This is a genomic window from Candidatus Photobacterium acropomis (genome assembly GCF_030685555.1).
Classification (GTDB): domain Bacteria; phylum Pseudomonadota; class Gammaproteobacteria; order Enterobacterales; family Vibrionaceae; genus Photobacterium; species Photobacterium lucens.
Genome location: NZ_CP131609.1, coordinates 1,993,329 through 2,016,641, shown reverse-complemented (window position 1 = coordinate 2,016,641; position 23,313 = coordinate 1,993,329). Strand labels below are relative to the sequence as shown.

General features: G+C 41.7%; 20 protein-coding genes. 9 read left to right on the top strand and 11 right to left on the bottom strand.

Annotated features, from left to right (window positions below; translation table 11 throughout):
* Positions 1-163: 163 nt before the first annotated feature.
* The 8 genes from Q7657_RS16235 to Q7657_RS16200 all read right to left on the bottom strand — a co-directional run bounded on the left by Q7657_RS16235 (position 164) and on the right by Q7657_RS16200 (position 8,872).
* Positions 164-1,219: a formate dehydrogenase subunit gamma gene (locus tag Q7657_RS16235; RefSeq protein ID WP_053989757.1), complete on the bottom strand. Its 1,056-nt coding sequence runs from the start codon at positions 1,217-1,219 to the stop codon at positions 164-166.
* Positions 1,220-1,311: 92 nt separating this feature from the next.
* Positions 1,312-1,929: a formate dehydrogenase FDH3 subunit beta gene (gene fdh3B / locus Q7657_RS16230; protein WP_053989758.1), complete on the bottom strand. Its 618-nt coding sequence runs from the start codon at positions 1,927-1,929 to the stop codon at positions 1,312-1,314.
* A gap of 11 nt (positions 1,930-1,940) precedes the next feature.
* Positions 1,941-4,799, bottom strand: a complete 2,859-nt coding sequence (locus tag Q7657_RS16225) for a formate dehydrogenase subunit alpha (RefSeq protein WP_107166992.1) — start codon at positions 4,797-4,799, stop codon at positions 1,941-1,943.
* 13 nt (positions 4,800-4,812) lie between these two features.
* On the bottom strand, positions 4,813-5,007 hold the full coding sequence (locus Q7657_RS16220; protein ID WP_008987020.1) for a twin-arginine translocation signal domain-containing protein: 195 nt from the start codon (positions 5,005-5,007) through the stop codon (positions 4,813-4,815).
* 99 nt (positions 5,008-5,106) lie between these two features.
* Complete coding sequence (locus Q7657_RS16215) at positions 5,107-5,724, bottom strand: TorD/DmsD family molecular chaperone (RefSeq protein WP_107166993.1); 618 nt, start codon at positions 5,722-5,724, stop codon at positions 5,107-5,109.
* Between the two features lie 9 nt (positions 5,725-5,733).
* Positions 5,734-7,389 carry a 4Fe-4S binding protein gene (locus tag Q7657_RS16210; RefSeq protein ID WP_107166994.1) on the bottom strand — a complete coding sequence of 552 codons (1,656 nt, stop codon included), beginning with the start codon at positions 7,387-7,389 and terminating at the stop codon, positions 5,734-5,736.
* A gap of 294 nt (positions 7,390-7,683) precedes the next feature.
* Positions 7,684-8,388 carry a DUF3306 domain-containing protein gene (locus Q7657_RS16205; protein ID WP_107166995.1) on the bottom strand — a complete coding sequence of 235 codons (705 nt, stop codon included), beginning with the start codon at positions 8,386-8,388 and terminating at the stop codon, positions 7,684-7,686.
* A complete protein-coding gene (locus Q7657_RS16200) occupies positions 8,378-8,872 on the bottom strand; it encodes a DUF3305 domain-containing protein (protein WP_008987016.1) in 495 nt (164 codons plus the stop codon). The genes Q7657_RS16205 and Q7657_RS16200 overlap by 11 nt, the downstream gene beginning before the upstream one ends.
* Positions 8,873-9,183: 311 nt before the next feature.
* On the opposite strand from Q7657_RS16200, the gene fdhD reads away from it, so the two are divergent.
* Complete coding sequence (gene fdhD / locus Q7657_RS16195; protein ID WP_107166996.1) at positions 9,184-10,074, top strand: formate dehydrogenase accessory sulfurtransferase FdhD; 891 nt, start codon at positions 9,184-9,186, stop codon at positions 10,072-10,074.
* Complete coding sequence (locus Q7657_RS16190) at positions 10,075-10,986, top strand: substrate-binding domain-containing protein (protein ID WP_053989764.1); 912 nt, start codon at positions 10,075-10,077, stop codon at positions 10,984-10,986.
* A 94-nt stretch (positions 10,987-11,080) separates the two neighbouring features.
* Here Q7657_RS16190 and Q7657_RS16185 read toward each other — a convergent pair whose 3' ends face one another.
* The gene (locus Q7657_RS16185; protein WP_107166997.1) at positions 11,081-11,554 is read right to left on the bottom strand and encodes a hypothetical protein; all 474 of its coding nucleotides are present in this window, start codon (positions 11,552-11,554) and stop codon (positions 11,081-11,083) included.
* A 599-nt stretch (positions 11,555-12,153) separates the two neighbouring features.
* Between Q7657_RS16185 and pbpG the strand changes: the two genes are divergently transcribed.
* Positions 12,154-13,050, top strand: a complete 897-nt coding sequence (gene pbpG, locus Q7657_RS16180) for a D-alanyl-D-alanine endopeptidase (RefSeq protein WP_053989766.1) — start codon at positions 12,154-12,156, stop codon at positions 13,048-13,050.
* Positions 13,051-13,535: 485 nt separating this feature from the next.
* Here the strand turns inward: pbpG and Q7657_RS16175 are convergent, their stop codons facing one another.
* Both Q7657_RS16175 and Q7657_RS16170 read right to left on the bottom strand, forming a co-directional pair.
* Positions 13,536-15,530 (bottom strand): sensor histidine kinase, encoded by a 1,995-nt coding sequence (locus Q7657_RS16175; RefSeq protein WP_107167016.1) that lies wholly within the window; start codon positions 15,528-15,530, stop codon positions 13,536-13,538.
* 59 nt (positions 15,531-15,589) lie between these two features.
* Positions 15,590-17,050, bottom strand: coding sequence for a sigma-54-dependent transcriptional regulator (locus Q7657_RS16170; RefSeq protein WP_107166998.1), 1,461 nt, complete (start codon positions 17,048-17,050; stop codon positions 15,590-15,592).
* A 260-nt stretch (positions 17,051-17,310) separates the two neighbouring features.
* Between Q7657_RS16170 and Q7657_RS16165 the strand changes: the two genes are divergently transcribed.
* The 6 genes from Q7657_RS16165 to Q7657_RS16140 all read left to right on the top strand — a co-directional run bounded on the left by Q7657_RS16165 (position 17,311) and on the right by Q7657_RS16140 (position 23,278).
* On the top strand, positions 17,311-18,132 hold the full coding sequence (locus Q7657_RS16165) for an ABC transporter substrate-binding protein (RefSeq protein ID WP_107166999.1): 822 nt from the start codon (positions 17,311-17,313) through the stop codon (positions 18,130-18,132).
* A gap of 125 nt (positions 18,133-18,257) precedes the next feature.
* Complete coding sequence (locus tag Q7657_RS16160) at positions 18,258-18,959, top strand: ABC transporter permease (RefSeq protein WP_008987008.1); 702 nt, start codon at positions 18,258-18,260, stop codon at positions 18,957-18,959.
* A 14-nt stretch (positions 18,960-18,973) separates the two neighbouring features.
* The gene (locus tag Q7657_RS16155) at positions 18,974-19,684 is read left to right on the top strand and encodes an ATP-binding cassette domain-containing protein (RefSeq protein WP_107167000.1); all 711 of its coding nucleotides are present in this window, start codon (positions 18,974-18,976) and stop codon (positions 19,682-19,684) included.
* Positions 19,671-20,264, top strand: a complete 594-nt coding sequence (gene mobA, locus Q7657_RS16150) for a molybdenum cofactor guanylyltransferase MobA (RefSeq protein ID WP_023932370.1) — start codon at positions 19,671-19,673, stop codon at positions 20,262-20,264. Before Q7657_RS16155 ends, mobA begins: the two co-directional genes overlap by 14 nt.
* Positions 20,251-22,029 (top strand): bifunctional molybdopterin-guanine dinucleotide biosynthesis adaptor protein MobB/molybdopterin molybdotransferase MoeA, encoded by a 1,779-nt coding sequence (locus Q7657_RS16145; RefSeq protein WP_107167001.1) that lies wholly within the window; start codon positions 20,251-20,253, stop codon positions 22,027-22,029. Before mobA ends, Q7657_RS16145 begins: the two co-directional genes overlap by 14 nt.
* 517 nt (positions 22,030-22,546) lie before the next feature.
* On the top strand, positions 22,547-23,278 hold the full coding sequence (locus Q7657_RS16140) for a DUF3581 domain-containing protein (protein WP_107167002.1): 732 nt from the start codon (positions 22,547-22,549) through the stop codon (positions 23,276-23,278).
* Positions 23,279-23,313: the final 35 nt, after the last annotated feature.

Below are 23,313 nucleotides of genomic sequence, written 5' to 3'. Positions count from 1 at the left end.
GTTGTATTTATTAATAGCTTATTGGCATAATTTTACTTTATTGACAATAGACTTAATATAATGAGCAGATAACGATAAGTAACAAAATATAAATAACGCATATTTTAGGCATAAAAAAACCGACACGAATGTCGGTTTTTACAATCAAGTTAACGAGATAACATCATTTCGATGTCGATTCTTTCGCAGCTTGCTGTGCTTCACGGTAACCCGGTTGGTTTTCAGGAAGATCTTTTACTTCTTCAAACCATTCACTGTGGTGTTCACGTGCCCAAGTCTCATCAACTTCACCTGTCACCATGCCATCAAGACCCGCTTCCATACCGAATAGACCGATGTAGATGTGGAAAATGAAACCACAGATCAGGATAAGTGCAGAGATCATGTGTACTAGGTTAGATAGTTCCATATGACGACGTGTTTGGTCGAAAATAGGGAAATCCAGTACAAAGCCACTGATCACGATGAATACACCAAAGAACGCCAATAACCAGAATAGTGCTTTTTCACCACCGTTCGAGAAACCAGCTTTAGGGTGTGAGCCTTTATGCTTACCTACCATGCCGCCCATTTTCTTGAACCAGTCAATATCCACTTTATTGAAGATACTCTTGCGCCACCACTTAACAACGACAGCAAGAAGAATGATTGCGAACAATGGACCCATGTAGTTGTGGTACTGCTTAGCAATGTAGATGATCCAGCCCCACACTTCTGTAGGTACGATAGGCTTAATAAAATGTTTACCGTAAACAAGAGTTAAACCGCTAAAACCTAACGTTAGGAATGTGAATGCTAAACTCCAGTGTAGAGCACGATCCATACGGCTCCAACGCTGAATTTTACGACCTGTTTTTGGCTTACTTAATTTAAGCGGACCAACAACAAAGTACGCAAATGTCACCATTAATAGGCTACCGAAAATAGCCATTGCACCCAGTGGTGACATCCATTTTTCTTTTAAGATATACCATGTTTGACCCGGTACACTGATCAATACATCATGCTCAGGCCAACCTGATGTTGTATACCCTTTTTGACCATCCTTGACCGCACGCCAATAATCCGCACCAGCAAAACCTATGACTTCTTTCTTAACCACAGATTCGCCTAGTTGTTCGTTATTCGCTGTAGCTTCACCTGCCATTACTTGCACAGAGAAAGCCATCATTAATGCGGTAACGAAGACTGTTAACCAGCGTTGAATTCGCTTAGTCATTAAAGCTCCTGCCTGCCCCAATGGAGCAGAGATTTTGTTACTACGAGATCTAAAATTGGGCTCAAATCATGCTTGAGCCCAACAATAGACGATTAAGCTTTTTGTACTTTTGCAGCGTCGTACGCTAGATCTTCAGTACTTGCCCAACCTGCATCTTTTGCACCACGAGCAGCAACACGCTTGCTGAAGATTTCAGAAATCTTCTCAGCATCACCTGCAAGTAGTGATTTGGTAGAACACATAGATGCACACATAGGTAGCTTACCTTCTGCGATACGGTTTGCACCATAAAGTACGCGCTCTTTTTCTGAACCAGGTTCAGTATTAGGGCCGCCTGAACAGTAAGTACATTTGTCCATTTTGCCACGCTCTGCGAACGCTTCCTGTTTAGGGAACTGAGGCGCACCAAACGGACAAGCAAACAGACAGTAACCACAACCGATACATAGATCTTTGTTATGTTGAACAATACCGTCTTCTGTGTGGCTGAAACAGTCAGCAGGACAAACCGCCATACAAGGTGCATCGCTACAGTGCATACAAGCAACTGAGATCGATGTTTCACCTGGTAGACCATCGTTTAAAGTAACAACGCGACGACGTTGAATACCCCAGCCAACAGCTTCAGAGTTTGCGTTTTTACAAGCTGTCACACAGCCGTTACACTCGATGCAACGTTTTGTGTCACATAGAAATTTTAGACGTGCCATGGGTCAGCTCCTTAAGCCTTAGTAATGTTACAAAGAGTTGTTTTAGTTTCTTGCATTTGGGTCACTGGATCGTAACCGTACGTTGTCGCAGTGTTTGCTGCTTCGCCAGAAACGTATGGAGCACAACCTTCTGGGTAGTGACTACGTAGGCTTTCACCTTCGAATTCACCACCGAAGTGGAATGGCAAGAATGCTAAGCCTTCGCGAACACGTGGCGTTACCATCGCTTTCACTTTAATACGGCCTTTTTCTGCGCCTTCAACCCAAACCATCTCGCCATCTTTAATGCCGCGATCGTTCGCATCTTTCAGGTTAATTTCTACGAACATTTCTTGTTGTAGTTCTGCAAGCCATGGGTTTGAACGTGTTTCTTCACCACCACCCTCGTACTCAACCAGACGACCAGACGTTAGAATAATTGGGTATTCTTTCGATACGTCTTTCTCTTGGATTGAGCGGTATAGTGTTGGTAGACGGAACAAGTGCGCCTTATCATCCCAAGTTTGGTACTCAGGAAGTAGATCACGACGTGGCGTGTATAGTGGCTCACGGTGAACAGGTACAGCATCTGGGAACGTCCAAACCACAGTACGTGCTTTTGCGTTACCGTAAGGGATACAGCCGTGCTTAATAGCCACACGTTGAATACCACCAGACAGGTCAGTTTTCCAGTTCTTACCTTCAGCAGCTACTTTCTCTTCTGCTGTTAGATCGTCCCACCAACCAAGTTGCTTCAGCATCTTAGAAGTGAACTCTGGGTAACCGTCTTCTAGCTCACAACCTAGTGAGTAGCTATCGTCAGCCAATAGGCTTACACCATTGTGTTCAACACCGAAACGAGCACGGAAGTTACCGCCACCCTGTGCCACAGTCTTAGATGTATCGTAAAGAATGTGCGTACCTGGGTGCTTCATCTCAGGCGTACCCCAACATGGCCAAGGTAGACCATAAGTTTCACCGTTCGCTGGGCCACCAATCGCTTCAAGAGAAGTACGGTTGAATGTATGCCAGTTTTGTTGGTGCTCTTTTAGACGCTCAGGGCTTTGACCTGTGTAACCAATCGTCCACATACCTTTGTTGAATTCACGAGTAATGTCTTCAATGTGTGGGCGGTTGTTTTCAACTTTAATGTTCTTGAATAGTTGATCAGCAAAACCAAGACGCTTAGATAGCAAGTACATGATTTCATGGTCAGGTTTTGCTTCAAATAGCGGCTCAATAACTTGATCACGCCATTGAATAGAACGGTTAGTTGCGGTTACAGAACCGTATGTTTCAAACTGCGTAGTTGCTGGGAATAGGTATACATTGTCTGTACGACCATTCATTACAGCAGCAACACCTGGGTATGGGTCAACGATAACCATCATATCCAGTTTTTCCATTGCAGTTTTCATTTCAGGACCACGAGTCTGTGAGTTTACAGCGTGACCCCAGTAGAACATTGCACGGATGTTATCGCGCTGTTCAATCTTATCTTTGTTTTCTAAAACACCGTCGATCCAACGAGATACAGGAATACCTGCACTGTTCATTGGCTTCTTACCGTTGTAAGTGTTTTGGTCGAAGCGACCTTGTAGCCATGAGTAGTCTACATCCCAAACTTGCGCCCAGTGTTTCCAAGCACCTTCAGATAGACCGTAGTAGCCTGGTAGGTTGTCAGAAAGCACGCCAAAGTCAGTTGCACCCTGTACGTTATCGTGACCACGGAAGATGTTTGCACCGCCGCCTGATTTCCCCATGTTGCCAAGTGCAAGTTCAAGGATACAGTAAGCACGTGTGTTGTTGTTACCCGTAGTATGCTGAGTACCACCCATACACCAAACTACACAGCCTGGACGGTTTTCAGATAGCATTTTCGCTGTTTGGTAAACCTGATCTTCAGGCACACCTGTAACGCGCTCAACTTCTTTTGGATTCCACTTCGCCACTTCTGCACGAACTTCGTCCATGCCGTAAACACGTTGACGGATGAATTCTTTGTCTTCCCAACCGTTTTGGAAGATGTGGTATAGCACACCCCAAACGAAAGCAACGTCAGTACCTGGACGTAGAGAAACGTAGTGATCAGCTTTTGCAGCAGTACGTGTACGACGCGGGTCAACAACAACGATCTTACAGCTGTTTGTTTCTTTCGCGATAAGAATGTGCTGCATTGCTACTGGGTGAGCTTCTGCTGGGTTTGAACCAATGAACAGAATCGACTTACAGTTGTGCATGTCGTTCAGTGAGTTGGTCATTGCACCGTAACCCCAAGTGTTCGCTACACCTGCCACTGTTGTTGAGTGACAAATACGCGCTTGGTGGTCAACGTTGTTAGAGCCCCACATTGACACCATTTTACGGAACATGTAAGCCTGTTCGTTGTTGTGCTTTGCAGAACCTAGGAAGTAAACAGAATCTGGGCCTGACTCTTCACGGATCTTAAGCACTTGCTGGCTAACTTCATCTAAAGCTTGTTCCCAGCTCAGTTTCTTCCACTTGCCGTTAACAAGTTTCATTGGGTATTTAACGCGACGTGCACCGTGACCATGTTCACGAAGTGCTGCGCCTTTCGCACAGTGTCCACCAGCATTGAAAGGGTGATCGAAAGCGGGTTCCTGGTGAGTCCATACACCGTCTTGCGTTTCTGCGTAAATACCACAACCCACTGAACAGTGTGAACAAATAGTACGTTTAACAACTTTAGGTGCGTCATACACATCTTCAGAAGCAGCTTGCGCTTTCTTCATCATACCTGGTGCAAACATGCTTGCACCTGCAACGCCACCAGCAGCAGCTAAAGATGTATTACGAATAAAAGAACGACGAGAAATACCTAGTTGGTTTTCTTCTTTGCTCACTTTATCGGAACGTTTAGTAAGTTTCATTTAGAGCCCCGTCTTACAAAGTGTTGTAGTAATCACGAATGTGTTGCGTCTCGTGATAACCTTTAGTTGTTTTTGTTTTTTTCTCTTCTGACTTGTCAGCAGCTTGTACCGCTGTTGTCGTACCCGCAGCAACAGCACCAGCAGCCACAGTTAAGCCAATGTTTTTTAACAACTGGCGACGGCTTTCATTGGTTTTTTGCTCACTCATAAAGTTTGCTCCTTTATCATTAACTTATAACCGTTAACGATGGGTTTTTGCCTTAATTTTATTGCCTTAAATCGAAACCGTTGCAGGCAACGTATAGGGTTATTTCGATTCTAAAAAGCATGTTTTCTCAACAGTTAAAAACTGCAGAGCAAGCTCGCCAACCGCAGTGTAGAAAACTGCACTGTTAGCCGCTTTAACATCGGTACAGAACTTTTCACACCACTCTGCAAGGTGGCGATTAAAGAACGTTTTTTGAAGGTGGGCATCGCCGCCTTCTACTAGCATTGCCATCACTTCAAGCAAAGCCGCAATATGATCTTCCGGTTCTTTAACTGACTCATCGCGTTCAAATCCTAATTGCTTAAGATCACGACGCAGATAAGCCAGAGGCATTTCCATTAATGACCCTGTTAAATACCATGAGCCAAAAGGCACAACTTCACCGCGACCAATACCAATGAAGAGATCTTGATATTCTTCTTCAACCGCAAGTGGTGTGCTTTTCTCTGCTGCCAGTTTTAGTAAAGGCCAAGCAGCAGCCATAGTAGATTGTTGAGGGTTACTTGCCGTATCAACATCAATATCAGCTAAAAAAGTCAGCACATTCTGATCAGGAGCCTGACGGAATAAATGTGCAAGCATGTTATAGATTTCAATACGTAGTACTGCGTCTTCATTCAATGACGTTTGAGCTGGATTCATAGCCACAGTTTCCATCTTTGTTCCTTACACTCGTGCCTGACTTGCTGGATCTTTTTCCATTTGTTCGAAAATATCGCGCACACGACAATCTTCACACATGGAAATTCGACGAATTGCATCACCTTGGAAGTGAGAATGCCCTTGAAGCTTTTCAGTTAACATTTTCACCATAGAGGCAGGCGCAAATGCTTTACCACAGCTAATACAACAAGCCGCTGGTTCTTCATGAACAAGTTTGGCTTCTTTACGTGCTTGCCAATCCCAATTAAAGCGAGGTTCTAGTGAAATCACTTTTTCAGGACAAGCTTTTTCACACATGCCACATTGAACACAATCTTCTTCAATAAATAGAAGACCAGGACGATCGCCAATAGCATGTAATGCACGTGTTGGACAAACAGCCACACAACTCATACATAACGTACAATCTTTAGTCTCACAGGAAACAGAACCATAAGGCGCTTTTTCTACAACAGAAGATTGTTCTGGTTTTGTACTCGCGTCGGTGTAAAGCATTTCAAGTGAAGTAAATAGTTTTTCACGTTTCGAGCCAGTTAAAGCTTCTGAAACAGGCGCAACTAATGCTTCTTGATAAGGAACGTAAGTTTCAACAGCGCTAAAATCAAACAGACAAATACGATCGGCGTCATAACCCATTTCAGTTAAGAAACGTTGAGCCATTGCTAGCTCATTAGATAAAACGCGATCAATCGTTGCAGGAATATAGTTAGTGTTTGTCGCTAAAAGAACTTGATGCGCACCATAAACTAATGCACTAAACCAAGTATCCACACCCACTGTTGCTAATTCTTCTAGTGCAATTGCAATAACAGAAGAAGGCAAAGTCGCTAGTGCCTGAGTCACTGCTTTCTCATCACGATTGCCATAAAAAAGAAGTGTTGGTTTTTCACCACCCTCTTGCTTATAACGAGTGATCACACGATGAACAAAGTTTTGTGTATTTTGAGGATCAGGTAATGCATAAGTGATCGCTTCTGTCGGACAAGCTGTAGCACACGTGCCAACACCCTGACAAAGATAAGGATCAATCGCAATTTCTACCCCATCACTGCTTAGTGCGCCTGCAGGACAAGCATCTAAACAACGATCACAACCTTCAACACCACGAGATGAGTGTGCACATAGATCTGGGTTTAAACGAAAGTATTTAGGTTTATCAAAAGTACCCATCATAGCCGGTAAATCTTCCACCAGCTGAGCCAGTTTATCTTTACGACTACCTACTGCGTAATAACCCGGAGCAGGAATTTCTAGCGACATAATGCCGATTTCAGTCATATCTAGGATCAAGTCAAAACAATCACGACCAATAGCCACTTTCGCTAGGTTTGCTTTTGTTAGTTGACCTGCAACCTGACATGTCACCTCAAAGGCACCAAGGTAACCTTTTGCTGATACATCTTGGCTAAAGTAAAGATTTGATAATCCTGCTTTCGCTTCAGTTGCATCTGTCGCCAATAAGGTAACACTGTGCAGTTCTGAAAATTGTTCAGCAAGTGCAGTAATGTTTTCCTGAGCACCCACGATCAACAAATCCCCACGGCTCTCATATGTCACCGTAGGTGGAATTAAATTTGTTAGCTCCACAGTGCCATTAATCGCCGCTGCTCTTGCTTTACCGTTTGTATCAGAAAATGCTTCTAGTGTACTTTTTAACATTCTTATTCCTGTTTGCCCGTCACCGCTAGTCAGTGCCGATTGAAGAAGCTACGTAGTTACGTCTTAATACCTAACAGTCATAAAATATAACTAACGTTTTCTTCTCGCCCTTATAGAGCAATAACCGATCCAACTTTTCACGGAATAAAATGACCTAAAAGGAACTAAAGTCGGAGATGGATAATTCAACCCACCCGCATTAGGACATTTTGACGCAGTAGAAAAGACCCAATGCGCCAAAATGTCCCAACGATTAATAAGGTTTTAGTTCCCTTTTTGTCTCACACAATAAAATTAACTGTTTTGCGCAGAGTTTTTTTCAGAAGAAGTCGTTGTAGGGAATGGTTCTTCTTTATCTTGCTCAACAACTACACTTTCTTGTGTTGCTTGGAGAGTATCTTGAGTCGTTAACAAACCTTGATCCGCTAACGATTGAGGTGTGTTAGATAGTGCTTTATCACCGTTATTCGTGCTATCTGATGATTTATCTGCGATCTCAGATGAATTCGTTGTGGCATCACTATCTAAGTTCTCAACCATATCAGTCACTTTTTCTAATGCTTTATTTGCCCAACCACGCATTTGTGCGGCAATAGCAGGATCAAGTGTTTTAATGCTTGTATAATCTTCAGTACAGTCATCCATGTCACTGATATAATTAAATTCTTCAGAATGAAATAGCTTTCTTAAAGCGGCTTTTTTCACCGATTTCTCAACCGAACCTTTCATAAAAGAAGCGACACCAGAGTCATAAGTTACGGCATCTGCATCATCATGCGTTAATACAGTATCTTCTATTGTCTCTTGTGGTTGAACGCGTTCAGTTTGCTCTATGGCATTTTCTTCTTGAACACTTGCAGTTTGAAGAGCATCACTAGCTTCAACAACCGCTGAATCATCATTCGTTGTTGTCGTAGTAAGTTCTTCACTAACTGTTTCATTTTCTTCTTTTTTTGTTAGTTTTCGATTAGACCAACGTTGAAAAAAATTAGTTGCCACTTGAACGCCCTTTTTGTTTCTTGCCTTTTCCGCCACCGCGACGTTTACATTCTTCTAATTCGCCATGACGTCCTAGGTAGGCTTCCATCCATACTTGGATAGGTAATGGAATTTGAATATGTAATACAACATAGTCGCCATCCATGTAACGTGCTGCAACACCTTGAGCTGCGGTCATTAATACCGGTTTTAATTGCTCATCTTCTTCCGCACATACAAAGAATAAATGCGGATCTTGTGCGTTTAGGTTAAAGCGATATTCCATACGTTCGTCACGGAAAAGCTCTAAAGGCATCATGTAATACCCTTCACCCATTTCCGCCAATTCAACCTCTGGACGATCTTTTTCGTTTAAACACAGATCTTCAATAGACCAAGCTAATGTTGTCCAACGACCGACTTTCCTCTCTTCGGCTTGAAGTCGAAAATAAATAGGCCAAACATTTTCGTCTTTATGTAGTTCTTGTTTTGCTTGTTCTGGCACAATTACCCCTTACATCTTGCTTTTACCGTACGCATTTACAGCGATAGGTTGAGAATACTTGCCCCTATAAAGCAAAATTCAGACCAATTAGGCATAACATATCAAAATATCGTCATCACAACCTTGATCAGCCACCAGCAATGCATGTTTAGATAAATATGGAACAATATTTGCTTTAACGAGCGTGAGACAAACTTATTTGCCTTAATACAGACAATAAAACGCTCCTTATTGAGCTTAGTATCATTGTGTGTCATTTGACGGACTTATTTGAACTCTCGATACGTTCCTTGCAACCAGTGGATACCCTAATGAGCCAACTGCCTAAAATCATAAAAACAAAATCCGCCGTTAAGCAGACGATGTCTGTGGAAATCATGGATGAATACGGTGATCTTCAGACTAAAGAAATTGCGTGCGAACACCCGCTAACAGTGTATTTAAACTGGATTGAAATCGTGACCTTAATGACATTAGGTGAACGCCCTTCTGCGCTTGTGCTCGGCTATCTTAAGAACCAAGGTTTTATCGAAGATATTGATGCGATTGAATCATTGATCATTGATTGGGATACCAACTCTGCCGCTGTTATTACCCGTGAAAATACCGATGGTTTAGAGAAAAAATTAGAAAAGAAAACCGTTACCTCTGGCTGTGGTCAAGGCACCATGTACGGCAACGTCATGAAGAAGCTCGAAAACGTTACGCTACCGCAAGTGAAAGTAAAGCAATCTATGCTGTATGGTTTACTTGAAGCGTTAACCCATCATAACGAAACCTATAAAGCCGCTGGCGCAGTTCATGGCTGTGCGATTTGTCGAGGAACAGAGATCCTTTCTTTTGTCGAAGATGTAGGTCGTCACAATGCGGTTGATACCCTCGCTGGTGAAATGTGGCTTAAAGGCGAAACAGGGGAAGATAAGATCTTCTATACCACAGGCCGTTTAACCTCAGAGATGGTGATTAAAGTGGCGCAAATGGGTATTCCGGTGTTGCTATCACGATCGGGTGCGACACAAATGGGCTATGAACTCGCTCAAAAGCTTGGTATTACCATGATTGCCCGCGCTAAAGGTCATCGTTTCCAAGTCTACAACGGCGGTCAGAATCTTATTCTTGATGTAAAAGGCGCAGATGCTGTATCACAACAAGAAAGTAATAACGCAACATCACAACCATCTTCTAATAAAGAGCAAAACTAAATGGCAGACTTTCCAGAATTTATGAACGCAAAGCTAGTTGCGGAATATTTAGATCTTAATGAAAAGAAAGTTTATGCCCTTGCCAATGATGGTTTACTTCCAGCGACTAAAGTCACAGGCAAATGGTTATTCCCTAAAGCCATGCTTGATAAGTGGCTATTAGAATCTTGCCATAATGGTGTATTAACCGATCGCTTATTAATTGCAGGCTCAGACGATCCACTGTTACAAATGGTGGTGGGTAAAATGGCAAACCAATTAGGCAGTACCGCCCTTGTCGGTTATACCTCCACAGGTACACGCCAAGGCTTAGCCATGTTAAGCAAAGGTCATGTTGATATGTGTGCTATTCACTGGGGTAATGCAGAAGAAGCAAGCCTTCGACACCCTGCACTATTACAACAATACCAAGGTCATAAAAACTGGGTATTGGTGCATGCCTTTGAACGCCAACAAGGTTTAGTGGTGAGTAAAGATTTAGCTGAAGCAGTCAATTCAAAATCAATTCAATTACCTGAATTACTTTCTTCACGCTGGCGCTGGGCATTACGTCAAGAGGGTGCTGGCAGTATGCGCGCATTAGAAGAATGGTTACACGGTCACGCTTATAACCTTTCTATGCTTAATCAATCCGATGTGTGTAATAGCGAACGTGAGTTGGCTTCATCTATCGCCCGTGGACAAGCAGATGTAGGTTGCGCCAGCCAAAGTACTGCAGGTGAATTTGGTTTAGGCTTCATTCCACTCTGTACAGAAGCATTTGAATTGGTGATCCCTAAGAACATCTACTTTAGAACGCTACAACAACAATTGTTGCAAGCCCTTTCTGATGAAGACGTTCAAGCTCATGGTCATGAATTAGGCGGCTACAACTTTGCCCGAACAGGTAAACAAGTCTGGAGTGCTAACTAAGCCACCAGCGCGCTAACATACATCAATACAATAAAGCCCAGATAATTGTTTTATCTGGGCTTTTCTTTGTCTGCTAACTACTTTTTCTTTATCGCTAGTATGAGCGAAGTACTAAACCCAGTATTGATGCTTGGGTATCAGCAAAATGTAATGTCACAGCCTTAGTTTCGTCCTGTGTAAATCGCCCTTCTTGCTCAATACGTACAGGCTCCACATAAGTGTTATCACTTAAAAAGGCTTTAATTTGCTGAGGTTTTAATAAAATACCGCCACCAGAATGGTTAGTCACCATAGCTTGAATGACACGTTTTCCACTTTGGCTAGTATAAATATCATAAGAGACAATCTCGAAATAACTACGTGACGGCTTCTCACTATTGCCTTTCGGCATAGGGGCATGACCAGCACCATTTACGGTTCTCTCATAGTTCAAGGTATTCTGTGCTTGTTCTATGCTCTGCTTAATATCATTAAGCTCATCATTAGGATCTTTATCATGGAAGTTCAATGCATGTGATGAGAACGACAGTAAAGACGCAAGAACTAACAATGCTGGTCGTATTGACATATTTACTCTGCTTTTTGTCTGTAAAGCAAGCAATTGTACTTTGTTTTGCTAAAAATTTAAATACATAATGTTAAATGGGATTACCCAGCTTAATTTCATTGCTCATTTCATTGAATTTGTAAATCACTTAAAAAGGAGCTCTAAATCGTAAGGTGATATCACTTTACACGGTATGGCAATATCGTACGCCCCTAAACCCTTTTGTTTTCTTTATTGATTAACCCTTGTATAAACATACAGCTTTGCTATCAAAATAATTTGTTATCCGTTATTTCACCAATATATAAATCTATCATTAGTCATAATGAAGCAATCAGATAACAACCAAATGCAATCATTACTTTGGTTCAAAACAGCCGGTTTTATCTTAAATATCTCAAACTCATTTATACTTTCTTAAGAACTGTACTTATTGTTCTTACTATTAATATATTTATTGAATAATGTTTCTTTCAGTAAATCGTTCAAGTGGCGATTTATAAAACAAATAAATGCTGTATTTACATAAACATGACTTGCTTAACAGCCACTGTTAAGCTGACAATACGTAAACTAACAATACTGTTATTATTACCCCTAAGCATTACCAAGGAGCCGTTGTGCGTAACGCTTTCATTCTGTTTTTCACCCTTGCTAGCATTAGTTTTTCTTCCGTGGCTAGCATCAATACCAGTAAGCTGGATCCTAACAAGTTACAAACAGCGTCAGTAAGTAATTATGTAATTGACTTAAGTACAGGCAAAACGCTGTACAAGAAGAATGCCAATGTAAAAATGCCGATTGCGTCTTTAACTAAATTGATGACAGCAATGGTGACGCTAGATGCAAAATTGCCTCTAAATGAAAAACTGACTTTTACCCCTACTGACAAAGCACGTATGTACAACACTTACACGCGTATCCGTATGGGTTCAACATTAAGCCGTGGTGAAACTATTCACATTGCGCTAATGTCTTCTGAAAACCTTGCCGCTGCGACCCTAGCAGGTAACTACCCTGGTGGTTACAAAGCGTTTATCAAAGCGATGAACCGTAAAGCGAAATCTCTGGGTATGACGAATACACATTTCGTTGACAGTTCAGGTCTTGATCCACACAACCGTTCTACCGCTTCTGACGTAGCTAAAATGGTGCGTGCTGCTTACAAATACCCTGAAATTCGTAAGTACAGTACATCTCCAGTACATACAGCGTATTTTGGTAAGCCTAACTATAAACTGGGTTACACCAACACCAACGCATTAGCACGTGGTAAAAAGTGGACAATCAACGTTACTAAGACAGGCTACCTTGATGAAGCTGGTCGTTGTCTAGGTATGGTAACGACTATTGATGGTAAGAAAATCCTGATGGTGATGCTTGACTCTCAAGGTAAGCTAACGCCAATCGGTGATGCAGGCCGCATTAAGCAATGGCTATTGACTGGTAAGAGTAAGCCAATCAATGCTGATGCTAAGTACTACCAACAGAAAAAACTGAAAGAATTAACGCAATAATTGTTGTTAGTTATGAAAGCGAAAAAGCCAGCATCCCATTGCTGGTTTTTTTGTTTCTGAAAGATCGAAAATAAAACCACTCGTCCTCCATCGCTCACACAACTAAATCAAAAACATATCAATATGTGCATATAAAGAGATCTATTTATCCCACAAACGTTTAAATTTGATCTTTAGCTCACTTTCTTCTTAAAAAGAGGTATAGAGTCTTATTTTATAACAATAAAACACCAATATTTATTCACCTAAGCTATGCTTAAATGACAGTAAATGATAAGGAGCGCCTATGCAGCATCAAGAAATGATCAACCCTACCCATTTAGGTTTAATTACCCGTGTCTCTCTCATCGCAACAGCCTTCCTCATTGTTGGCTTATCTATCATGTAATCTTTTCTGTTATGTTCTAACCATAAAAAAGCCCCTTGGTATTTCACTAATATAAGAAAATACCAAGGGGCTTTTACATTCAAGCTCAAATACAAGTTTAAGACATCATCATCAATTCAAGATCGTGATTAGCCGGGACTTTTTGTCTCAAGTAAACGGTAAACGTTGTACCTTTGCCGACTTCTGAATCTACTTCAATCTCGCCACCAATGTCTTCAATCAAGCTTTGGCTAACGGATAACCCAAGCCCTGTACCAGAACGACGAGTGGTAAAAAATGGATCGAAGATACGTTCTAAGTTCTCTTGAGGAATACCACAACCATGATCAATGATTTTCACTATCGCACCTTGCACTTTGTTCGTATCATCAAGCCAATCCTGCGTTTTAATACTTAAACGTCCTTGATCGTCCATCGCATGAATACCATTCATTTGTAGATTAACTAACACTTGTAACAGTTGATGGCGATTGACCTCTACACTACATTTCGCTTGCAGGTCTACATCAAATTCCACATCCATCTTTTTGGTACCAGAACGTACCAGCGTTAGGCTCTCTTCTACAATCTGGTTAAGGTGATGCCATGTTACTTCGTTTTGTACTCCGCCTTGGCGACTATATTGCAACAAGCTTCGAGTGATATTACGAATACGATCAATCTGCGCATGGATCGCATCTAATTCTTCTTGCACCTGAACCTTATTATCACCAAGTTCAAATTGGATCAGCTCGACGTTACCTAAAATTACACCCAGTGGGTTATTAATTTCATGGGCAATCCCTGCTGTGAGTTCACCTAGTGCGGCAAGTTTCTCACTAACCACCAGCTTAGAGCGAGCTTGATTTAATAACTTAATATGTTGCTCAAGTTCTTCAGTTTTCTGATGTAAGCTATGCGTCCGTTGCTCGACTTTCTCTTCAAGCTCTAATGCCGCTTGTTTTATCACTTGGTTACGCTGTTCTAACTGATCTAGCATGGTATCAAACTGATTACCGAGAATTTGCAGTTCGTGATCAGAACAAACATCTAATTGCCCAACACGGCGATCGAGCCCCATTTGTACTGATTTCGCAACATAGTAAATCTTCTCAATCGGAAGAAACAAATCACGAGATCCTCGATAAACCAAAATACCCGAAATCAATAGCACTAAGACAATACCGACACCTAACTCAATAATGTTAGTTAAGAAGGTCTTGATCAGTGGCCATTGCAAATAACCCGCATACAACATACCAATGACATGACCGTTATTATCATGTAGAGGCTCATAAGCTGAGACATACCAGCTATCATAAACATAAGCCCGATCAACCCATGTTTTACCAAACTTCAGTACCTCATTACTGACTTCTTGTGACACACGGGTACCAATTGCACGACCTGCACGATTTTTACTATCAAGCGGCACGTTCGTACTAATACGAATATCATTCATAAAGATAGTAACAGTACCGATACTGCCATCAGGCAACGTATTTTCAGCAAACACTAGATCACGAATGCGATCCACCAGCGATGTACTGTTATTGAGCAGAATCCCCCCATCAAGGATCCACTGTAGTTGTCCTTCTTGATTAAAAATTGGGATTAAACTACGACTAACTAAGCCTTTACGCTCAATTTTATGTTCTTTTAATAAAGGAACTTGAGCACGAGCTGGTAGATCGGAATTTAAGGTATTCAGCTCTTGGCTATCTAGCACTTGAAAGAAGGTTTGCTCTTTCCCTTCTAACAATAAATGACGTTCTTGCTTAGAAAATTCACCTAACGCAGATGCTGGATGGAGAACAATGAAATCCAACTTATATTGTTTCGTTTCAGTACGTACCCAACTGCTTAATGCTGATTCATCAAAACGTAATCGATACTGAAAATCATAGGAAGATGCCATTGAATGCAGTTCCATACGCTGCTCTTTCTGCAATAGCTCCATACTATGATGAGCCACCGCTAAATCGGCACGTACATTCATTAAGGCGTTTTGCCAAGTGTAAGTCACCGTCCAATAAAACGTTAAGCCGATCAAGGCAAACAACGTAATAACGATAGGAACCGATGTCAGCACCAACAGACGATAACGCACCATGGTACGAAATCGCCGCAGCCACAATAAGATAAAGGCTTTAGGATGAGTGAAGGCTTTGGTTATTCGCATGATGCAGACTCTTCAGCCCATTCTTTGTATTTACGCTCTAATGTTTTACGAGCCACACCTAACTGACGGGCTGCCGCTGATTTATTGCCTTCATGAGAGTCAACTACCTGCATGATATGCGCTTTCTCAACATCTTTAAGGGTCCAATCGGTTGGGTAACAATATTGATCTTGTCCATTTTCATGACACTGACAGGGACGTTTATCATCACCATCCACATTAGACGCAGAAGCTGATGAAACGGCATTGGCAACCGCATCGGGTAATTCACCATTAATTTCTTGCCAATATTGCGCAGGCGCTTTACCCAACAGAATGCAACGTTCCATCATATTACGTAGCTCACGAATATTACCCGGCCACTGATACGCTTGCATGGCAAGGATATCTTCATGGGTCCAGTTAATAGGCTTCATGCCTAAATCTTTAGAAAGCTGTTGAGTAAAATGATGCGCAAGTGCGGGAATATCTTCAACACGTTCACGTAACGCTGGTAGTTCAATGGTTAACACGTTAAGACGGTAATACAGATCTTGGCGAAAACGCCCTTCTTCCACTTCTTTTTTAAGATTTCGATTTGTTGCCGCCACAATACGGACATCTACTTGCACTTCACGTTCAGCACCAACGGGACGAATCGCTTTTTGCTCTAATGCACGTAACAGTGATGACTGCATAGATAATGGCATTTCACCAATTTCATCTAAAAACAGTGTGCCGTTATTAGCAACACGGAATAAACCATCACGACCTTTCTTAGCACCAGTAAACGCACCAGAAACGTGACCAAATAATTCACTTTCCAACAAATCAGGGGCAATCGCACCACAGTTAAGAGGAACAAAAGGACCTGTACGTTTACTCAGTTGGTGAAGTGCACGTGCCACCAGCTCTTTACCAGTACCTGATTCACCTTCCACTAATACCGCAGCAACAGAAGGTGCAACTTGGGCAATCATCTTTTTCATTCGCTGAGTGCTTTCAGCATCGCCGATGATATCGACAGGATAGCTACGCTCAACATCGCGTTGCAAAGCAAAGTTTTGGCGCTCAACCAAGCGACGCTCAATACAACGACTCACCGATTGCATCATTTGCTCTAGATTGAACGGTTTTAAAATAAAATCAGAAGCACCTGCTCGTAGCGCTTGGATTGCCATTTCTAAATCGGCATAACCTGTCATAAAGATCACATCACTACGGCGTGTCGTAGGATCAAACGCTTCATGCCAATCAATACCGGAACGCCCCGGTAAATTAATATCAACGATCAATAAATCAAAATGGCAACGTTTACGAATTTCTTCTGCTTCTTCTACACTGCCAGCCGTATCCACTTGAGCGAATTTTTTACTTAAGGCTTTTTTTAGGATGGCGCGCATACCCGGTTCATCATCAACAACTAGTACAGAAACAGCTGTCCACGGCGCATTTAATTCAAGATCAGACATATAGAGACATTATTACCCATAATAAAGATGCGACATTTTGTCTCACCCTAGACAATAAAGTCAAAGTAGATTTCAGCATGATTATTAATATTAAGCCAAAAACCCGAGATAACACTTAATAATCAATAAATTATAAAAATCATAAATAGATAACACAAATACTAATCAAACTGGCATTTTATTTGCTTATAAGCGCATAAGCTTTTAGGGAGCAAAATATCCCACCTATTTTTTACTTACATTTTTGGGTCTAACACCTTATGAACTTTTTAAAAACAAGTTTAGTTATCCTAGGTCTTGCAACAGCAAGTCTTTGTCATGCAGCTGATAACAACGAAAATAAAACTATCCGTCTAGCTACAACAACTAGCACCTATCACTCAGGTTTGCTTGATTACCTGCTTCCTGCGTTTAAAAAAGACACGGGTTACACTGTTGAAGTGTTAGCAGCTGGTACAGGTAAAGCCTTACGCATGGGTGAAAACGGTGATGTCGATTTAGTGATGACTCACGCGCCAAAAGCTGAAGCGAAATTTGTTGAAGGTGGTTTCGGTGTGCTTCCTCGTAAATTAATGCATAACGATTTCATTGTTGTTGGCCCTAAAAGCGATCCAGCAAAAATCAAAGGCGACAAAGATGTTGCTGATGCATTAGTAAAAATTGCTGAAACCGATTCAGTCTTCATTTCTCGTGGTGATGATTCAGGTACAAATAAGAAAGAGCTGAACCTTTGGGCACAAACTAAAATGGAACCAAACTTCGGTGGTTACAAAGCAGTAGGTCAAGGCATGGGCCCTACGCTAAACATGGCATCTGAATTACAAGGTTACACACTAACAGATCGTGGTACATGGCTTGCTTACGAGAACAAACTAAACCTAGAAATGATGGTGCAAGGTGACAAGCGTCTATTCAACCCTTACCAAGTGATTCTGGTTAACCCAAGCCGTTACCCAAATATTAACTACCAAGGTGCAAAAACATTCAGCGACTGGTTAGTTAATCCTAAAGCACAAACCATGATCAACGATTACCAACGTCATGGTCAGCAACTATTCGTTGCCGATGCAATCACACAGTAATTCATTCCGTTAATTCGGATTTGTAGTACTTTACGCCGAACACTATCCTGCCTAGTTATGACTTCTGTTATAATTAACTTAGGATGTGTTCGGCGTAACCCGTTAATTAATAGATAAAAATTAGAATGAATATTTGGCAGACAACGCAACAAGCAGTTCAACTTCTCTTTAGTGGTGATAGTGCGCTATGGGGCATTGTGGGTGTCTCTTTTTCTGTCTCTCTTTTAGCTATTGCGATTGTATTGATCCCCTCTTTACTGATTGCCTTCGCCCTTGCCTATGGCAAATTCCCTGGCCGTTGGCTCACCCTTTCATTCATCAATACACTGCAATCTGTACCCACAGTCGTTATTGGCTTATTGCTTTATATGTTGCTCTCTCGTTCTGGTCCATTAGGTGATTGGCAAATGCTATTTACCCAACGAGCCATGGTGTTAGGACAAATCTTAATTTGTTTACCTATTTTAATTTCGATGATGCACGCTGCGTTTCAAAACAGCGATCGTCGAGCATGGGAAACCGCGATTTCTTTAGGCGCAAGTTATCCACGCGCATTAATGAGCCTAATGTGGGAAAGCCGTTTTCCATTATTAGCCGCCATTGTCGCTTCGTTCAGCCGCATTATTACAGAAGTGGGTTGTTCAATGATGGTTGGTGGCAACATCTTAAATTCAACACGAAATATTCCGACAGCCATTGCATTGGAAAGCTCTAAAGGTGCGTTTGCACAAGGTGTCGCCTTGGGAATGGTCTTATTAATTCTCGCTCTCGGTCTAAACTTTATTTTATCAATCTCTCGTGGCAAAGCCCACTTGCGTACCAACTAAGCTGGGGCATTGATATGACGCATATTTCAATCGAAGCGACGGATCTTTCAGTTCGTTTTAAACATCGCTTACTTTTTCATATTCCTCAGTTAAAGCTTGAGCCACAGGATGCGGTGTATTTAACCGGTGATAATGGTGTAGGTAAAACTACCCTTTTAAAAGTGCTTGCTGGGTTACAAAAACCGACAACAGGAAAACTCAACACTCAACAGCATTGGTTAAGTCGCATGTTTGGTGGTTGTTACCAAAACGGGATTATCTACATGCATCAAACACCGTATATGTTTGATGGCACAGTATTTGATAATGTTTGTTATGGTTTAAAATACATCGTTCGTGATCGCCAACAGCGTCGAAATGAAGCCATTAACGCCTTAAGAATGGTAGGATTAGAGACCCTTGCAGATGAACACGTTTCTGTTTTATCTGGCGGTGAACGCCAACGTGTTGCGATGGCACGTGCATGGGTATTAAAGCCAAGTGTCCTCTTGATGGATGAATCCAGTGCAAGCATGGATAAAGAATCCATCAGTCGCCAAGTCGTACTGGCAAAAGATTTATTAGAACGAGGCTCAAGCCTTGTGATCACTAGCCACCAGCATAATGAACTAACTGCGTTATGCCGTCGCCAGTGGACAATTAATGACACAAAATTGATTGAGCGTGCAGATTTGCAGCTTGTTAAACAAGATAAGGATAGCAAGAATAACTATGCCTACGCCTGAACAAACCCATTGGGTCATCTTAGCGGGTGGCCAAGCCAGCCGCATGGGAGGCAATGATAAAGGGTTAATAGAGCTGGCTAATAAGCCTTTAATTCAACATGTTATCGAAACGCTGAAGCCACAAACCTCGCATATCACCATTAACGCTAATCGTAACCAAGAACGTTACGCCCAATTTGGTAACGTGTTTGGTGATACAATTAAAGACTATCCCGGTCCATTAGGCGGTATGCATGCCGCCTTATCTACCATTGATAATGATTGGATTGGTTTCGTCCCTTGTGACTGCCCACAACTGCCCCATGATTTAGTTAAGCGCATGGCAAATGCCTGTGATGAAAATACAGATATTGCCGTAGCCCACAATGGTGAGCATATTCAGCCCGTTGTAACATTAATGCATCGTCGGATCTTACCCAAGCTTGAAGCCTTTCTTGCCAATGGCGATCGTAAAATCATCTTACTTTACCGCCAATGCAACATGATAACGGTGGATTTTAGTGATCAACCTAATGCCTTCGTTAACCTAAATACCCCTGAAGAACTCTCTCAATTTGGAGTGCTACATGAGTCAAATTAACGCCTCGCTACCTCTATTAGGCTTTGCCGCTTTCAGTGGAACCGGAAAAACCACCTTACTTGAAGCCATGTTACCTAAGTTGGTCGAGCGTGGATTGCGTGTAGCCGTGGTTAAACATGCCCACCATAATTTTGATATCGACCAAGAAGGCAAAGACAGTTACCGCTTACGTAAAGCGGGTGCAAGCCAAATGTTGATCTCTTCCCGTTACCGTCGTGCATTAGTAACAGAAACGCCAGAAGAAGAAGCCCAACTTCCCTATTTACTGAGCCAATTGGATCAAACCCAATTAGATCTGATTTTGGTGGAAGGTTTTAAAAAGCTCGATTTCCCTAAAATTGAACTACACCGAGAAGAAATCGGTAAACCTTGGTTACATCCAGAAGACGCTAATATTATTGCCATTGCTGCCAATATCCCTGCTGATAGTGCCTTGCCACAAATGGATATTAACAATCTTGACCAAATTACAGATTTTGTTATTGATTACGCTCACAGCACTGCTAATCCTGAAGCGCAAACATTAAGCTGCAGCGATATCAATCCAACAGGCATGTTATCGGTCGCTCAAGGTCGTGAAAGAATTCTTGAGCAAATCAAACCATTAAACAACAGCGAGTCCGTTAGCCTTCATCAAGCATTGGGACAAATTGTCGCACAAGACATTTTATCGCCAGTTAACGTGCCACAACATACTAATTCAGCGATGGATGGTTACGCCATTCGTGGTGATGATCTCGATCGTGAAAGCTACCATGTGGTTGGTCAAGTGTTAGCAGGCCATAGCTATGATAACACCCTACAAGCAGGTGAAGCAGTACGCATTATGACAGGTGCTCCCGTGCCACAAGGTGCCGATACAGTCATTATGCGTGAGCAAGCAAACCAAGAAGGTGACGCGGTCACGTTTAACCTTGCAATGGGTAAAATCAAAGCTGGTCAAAACGTGCGTCAAGCTGGTGAAGATTTAGCATTAGGTCAAGTTGCAGTGGCGGCTGGTACAACAATTACAGCACCAGAGCTTGGCATGGTTGCCTCATTAGGTATCGATAAAATCACCATCAACAAACCTATTCGTGTTGCGATTTTCTCAACTGGCGATGAAGTGCAGCAACCGGGTGAGCAACAAAAGCCTAACTGTATTTACGATTCAAACCGCTACACATTGTACGCCCTACTAACCAAGTTAGGCTGTGACGTGGTCGATCTTGGTATTATTGATGATAACGAAGCATCTCTTGAAAAAACCTTACAACAGGCAAGCAGCCAAGCCGATTTGATCTTATCATCAGGTGGCGTATCAGTCGGTGATGCGGATTACATCAAAACTGTTCTTGATAAGTTAGGTCAAATCAACTTCTGGCGTATTAATATGCGCCCAGGTCGACCACTTGCCTTTGGTACTATTGGTGATGTGCCTTTCTTTGGTTTACCGGGTAACCCAGTTGCTGTGATGGTGGCGTTTTTACAATTTGTCGAGCCTGCTATTCGTAAACAACAAGGGATTGTTGATTGGCAACCTAAAACCCATCAAGCGATTGCGACAGAGAAGCTACGCTCTCGCCCAGGTCGTACTGAATATACTCGTGGTATATCCAGTTTCGATGCTAATGGTCGATTAGTGGTGCAAAGTACAGGTTCGCAAGGTTCGGGAATTCTACGTTCAATGAGTGAAGCAAACTGCTTAATTGAAATATTACCAGAGCAAGAAAATGCAGAGATTGGTGATAAAGTTACGATTATCCCACTTGATGTACGTGTATAACACTTATCGATAAACCTATCGATTTGACAAATAATTAAGCCAAGCTAAATGATTTAGCTTGGCTTTTTTTATTTTTTGCAGCTTCCATGCTACTTATTTTGTTCCAGTCTTCTACACGTTTAGAAGTCATTTGAATCTTTCATTTTATTAAAATATGTAACAAAAGATTTCCATATGCTTAGTGCGCATGATGATACAGAATAATTTATCGATCTACACGTCAAAAATCGATTTTTCTGATTATTCAGAAAAAAAAAACATTTTCAGAACAGTTAATAACCAATATGAATCAATGTTTGAGTTTTATTGAAAATATTCAAATCTAGCTTCATTTTATTGACCAATACAGCAAGTGTGATCTTGATCTAATAAAAAAGTCAGACCAGTTAATTATGAATGGAAAGACTTGCGTTATCACATAATTTCATATCAAACCGTTTTCATCTGGCTAGACCATTTAAATGAAATTTATGTTGTAGAATAGCGGCAGTTTCTATTTCAGGTATTCATACGTAACATGTTTTTAGATACATATTATTCAGACAAAAGTGGCAAATTTTCTTTTACTCGTGAACAAGCGAGTGATTTTGCAAAACGTATCGCAGGCGACTTTAATCCAATTCATGACGAAGATAACAAGCGTTTTTGCGTACCTGGTGATCTCCTTTTTTCTGTACTACTTGCAAACGTTGGTATTAGTCAAAAAATGCGAGTGTCATTTGCTGGCATGATCAACGAAACAACTGAGCTAAGTATCGCGACCAAATCAGAATCAGAATCAGAACTATCAATGGTTGATGATGGCGGCAAAGAATATTTGCACTTATCACGTACAGGCGACACCACTCACAATCAAGATCTGATTGCACAAATCACCAAAAGTTATGTGCAGTTTTCAGGCATGAACTTTCCACACATCATGGTGCCTTTAATGAAATCTAAAGACATTATGATCAACCCTACCCGCCCTCTAGTTGTTTACGAAAGCATGGAGCTTGAGTTTACTCGTCTTGATCTTAAGTGCCCTCACGTTGAGCTAACAGCCTCTGATATTGATGTTGATGGTAAACGTGGTAGCGTAACATTGAAGTTCTGCTTTAAAGAAAATGGTGAAGTGGTTGGTACTGGTCGTAAGCGTATGGTAATGAGTGGCTTAAAACCATACTGCCAAGAAGGGATTGACGATTTAGTTTATCGTTTTAATGCCAAGAAAGAGCATTACAACAACCTATACGCAGAAGCGGTATAACCACTGACTACAAAGATAAAAAAGCCGAGGTTTTC

Excerpts from the sequence above, each read along its gene's own strand:
- Q7657_RS16165 (WP_107166999.1), top strand. The coding sequence starts at position 17,311 with ATGAACTTTTTAAAAACAAGTTTAGTTATCCTAGGTCTTGCAACAGCA.
- Q7657_RS16145 (WP_107167001.1), top strand. The coding sequence starts at position 20,251 with ATGAGTCAAATTAACGCCTCGCTACCTCTATTAGGCTTTGCCGCTTTC.
- Q7657_RS16140 (WP_107167002.1), top strand. The coding sequence starts at position 22,547 with ATGTTTTTAGATACATATTATTCAGACAAAAGTGGCAAATTTTCTTTT.
- mobA (WP_023932370.1), top strand. The coding sequence starts at position 19,671 with ATGCCTACGCCTGAACAAACCCATTGGGTCATCTTAGCGGGTGGCCAA.
- fdh3B (WP_053989758.1), bottom strand. The coding sequence starts at position 1,929 with ATGGCACGTCTAAAATTTCTATGTGACACAAAACGTTGCATCGAGTGT.
- Q7657_RS16160 (WP_008987008.1), top strand. The coding sequence starts at position 18,258 with ATGAATATTTGGCAGACAACGCAACAAGCAGTTCAACTTCTCTTTAGT.
- Q7657_RS16155 (WP_107167000.1), top strand. The coding sequence starts at position 18,974 with ATGACGCATATTTCAATCGAAGCGACGGATCTTTCAGTTCGTTTTAAA.
- Q7657_RS16215 (WP_107166993.1), bottom strand. The coding sequence starts at position 5,724 with ATGGAAACTGTGGCTATGAATCCAGCTCAAACGTCATTGAATGAAGAC.
- Q7657_RS16170 (WP_107166998.1), bottom strand. The coding sequence starts at position 17,050 with ATGTCTGATCTTGAATTAAATGCGCCGTGGACAGCTGTTTCTGTACTA.
- Q7657_RS16235 (WP_053989757.1), bottom strand. The coding sequence starts at position 1,219 with ATGACTAAGCGAATTCAACGCTGGTTAACAGTCTTCGTTACCGCATTA.
- Q7657_RS16220 (WP_008987020.1), bottom strand. The coding sequence starts at position 5,007 with ATGAGTGAGCAAAAAACCAATGAAAGCCGTCGCCAGTTGTTAAAAAAC.
- Q7657_RS16225 (WP_107166992.1), bottom strand. The coding sequence starts at position 4,799 with ATGAAACTTACTAAACGTTCCGATAAAGTGAGCAAAGAAGAAAACCAA.
- Q7657_RS16175 (WP_107167016.1), bottom strand. The coding sequence starts at position 15,530 with ATGGTGCGTTATCGTCTGTTGGTGCTGACATCGGTTCCTATCGTTATT.
- Q7657_RS16210 (WP_107166994.1), bottom strand. The coding sequence starts at position 7,389 with ATGTTAAAAAGTACACTAGAAGCATTTTCTGATACAAACGGTAAAGCA.
- Q7657_RS16190 (WP_053989764.1), top strand. The coding sequence starts at position 10,075 with ATGGCAGACTTTCCAGAATTTATGAACGCAAAGCTAGTTGCGGAATAT.
- fdhD (WP_107166996.1), top strand. The coding sequence starts at position 9,184 with ATGAGCCAACTGCCTAAAATCATAAAAACAAAATCCGCCGTTAAGCAG.
- Q7657_RS16185 (WP_107166997.1), bottom strand. The coding sequence starts at position 11,554 with ATGTCAATACGACCAGCATTGTTAGTTCTTGCGTCTTTACTGTCGTTC.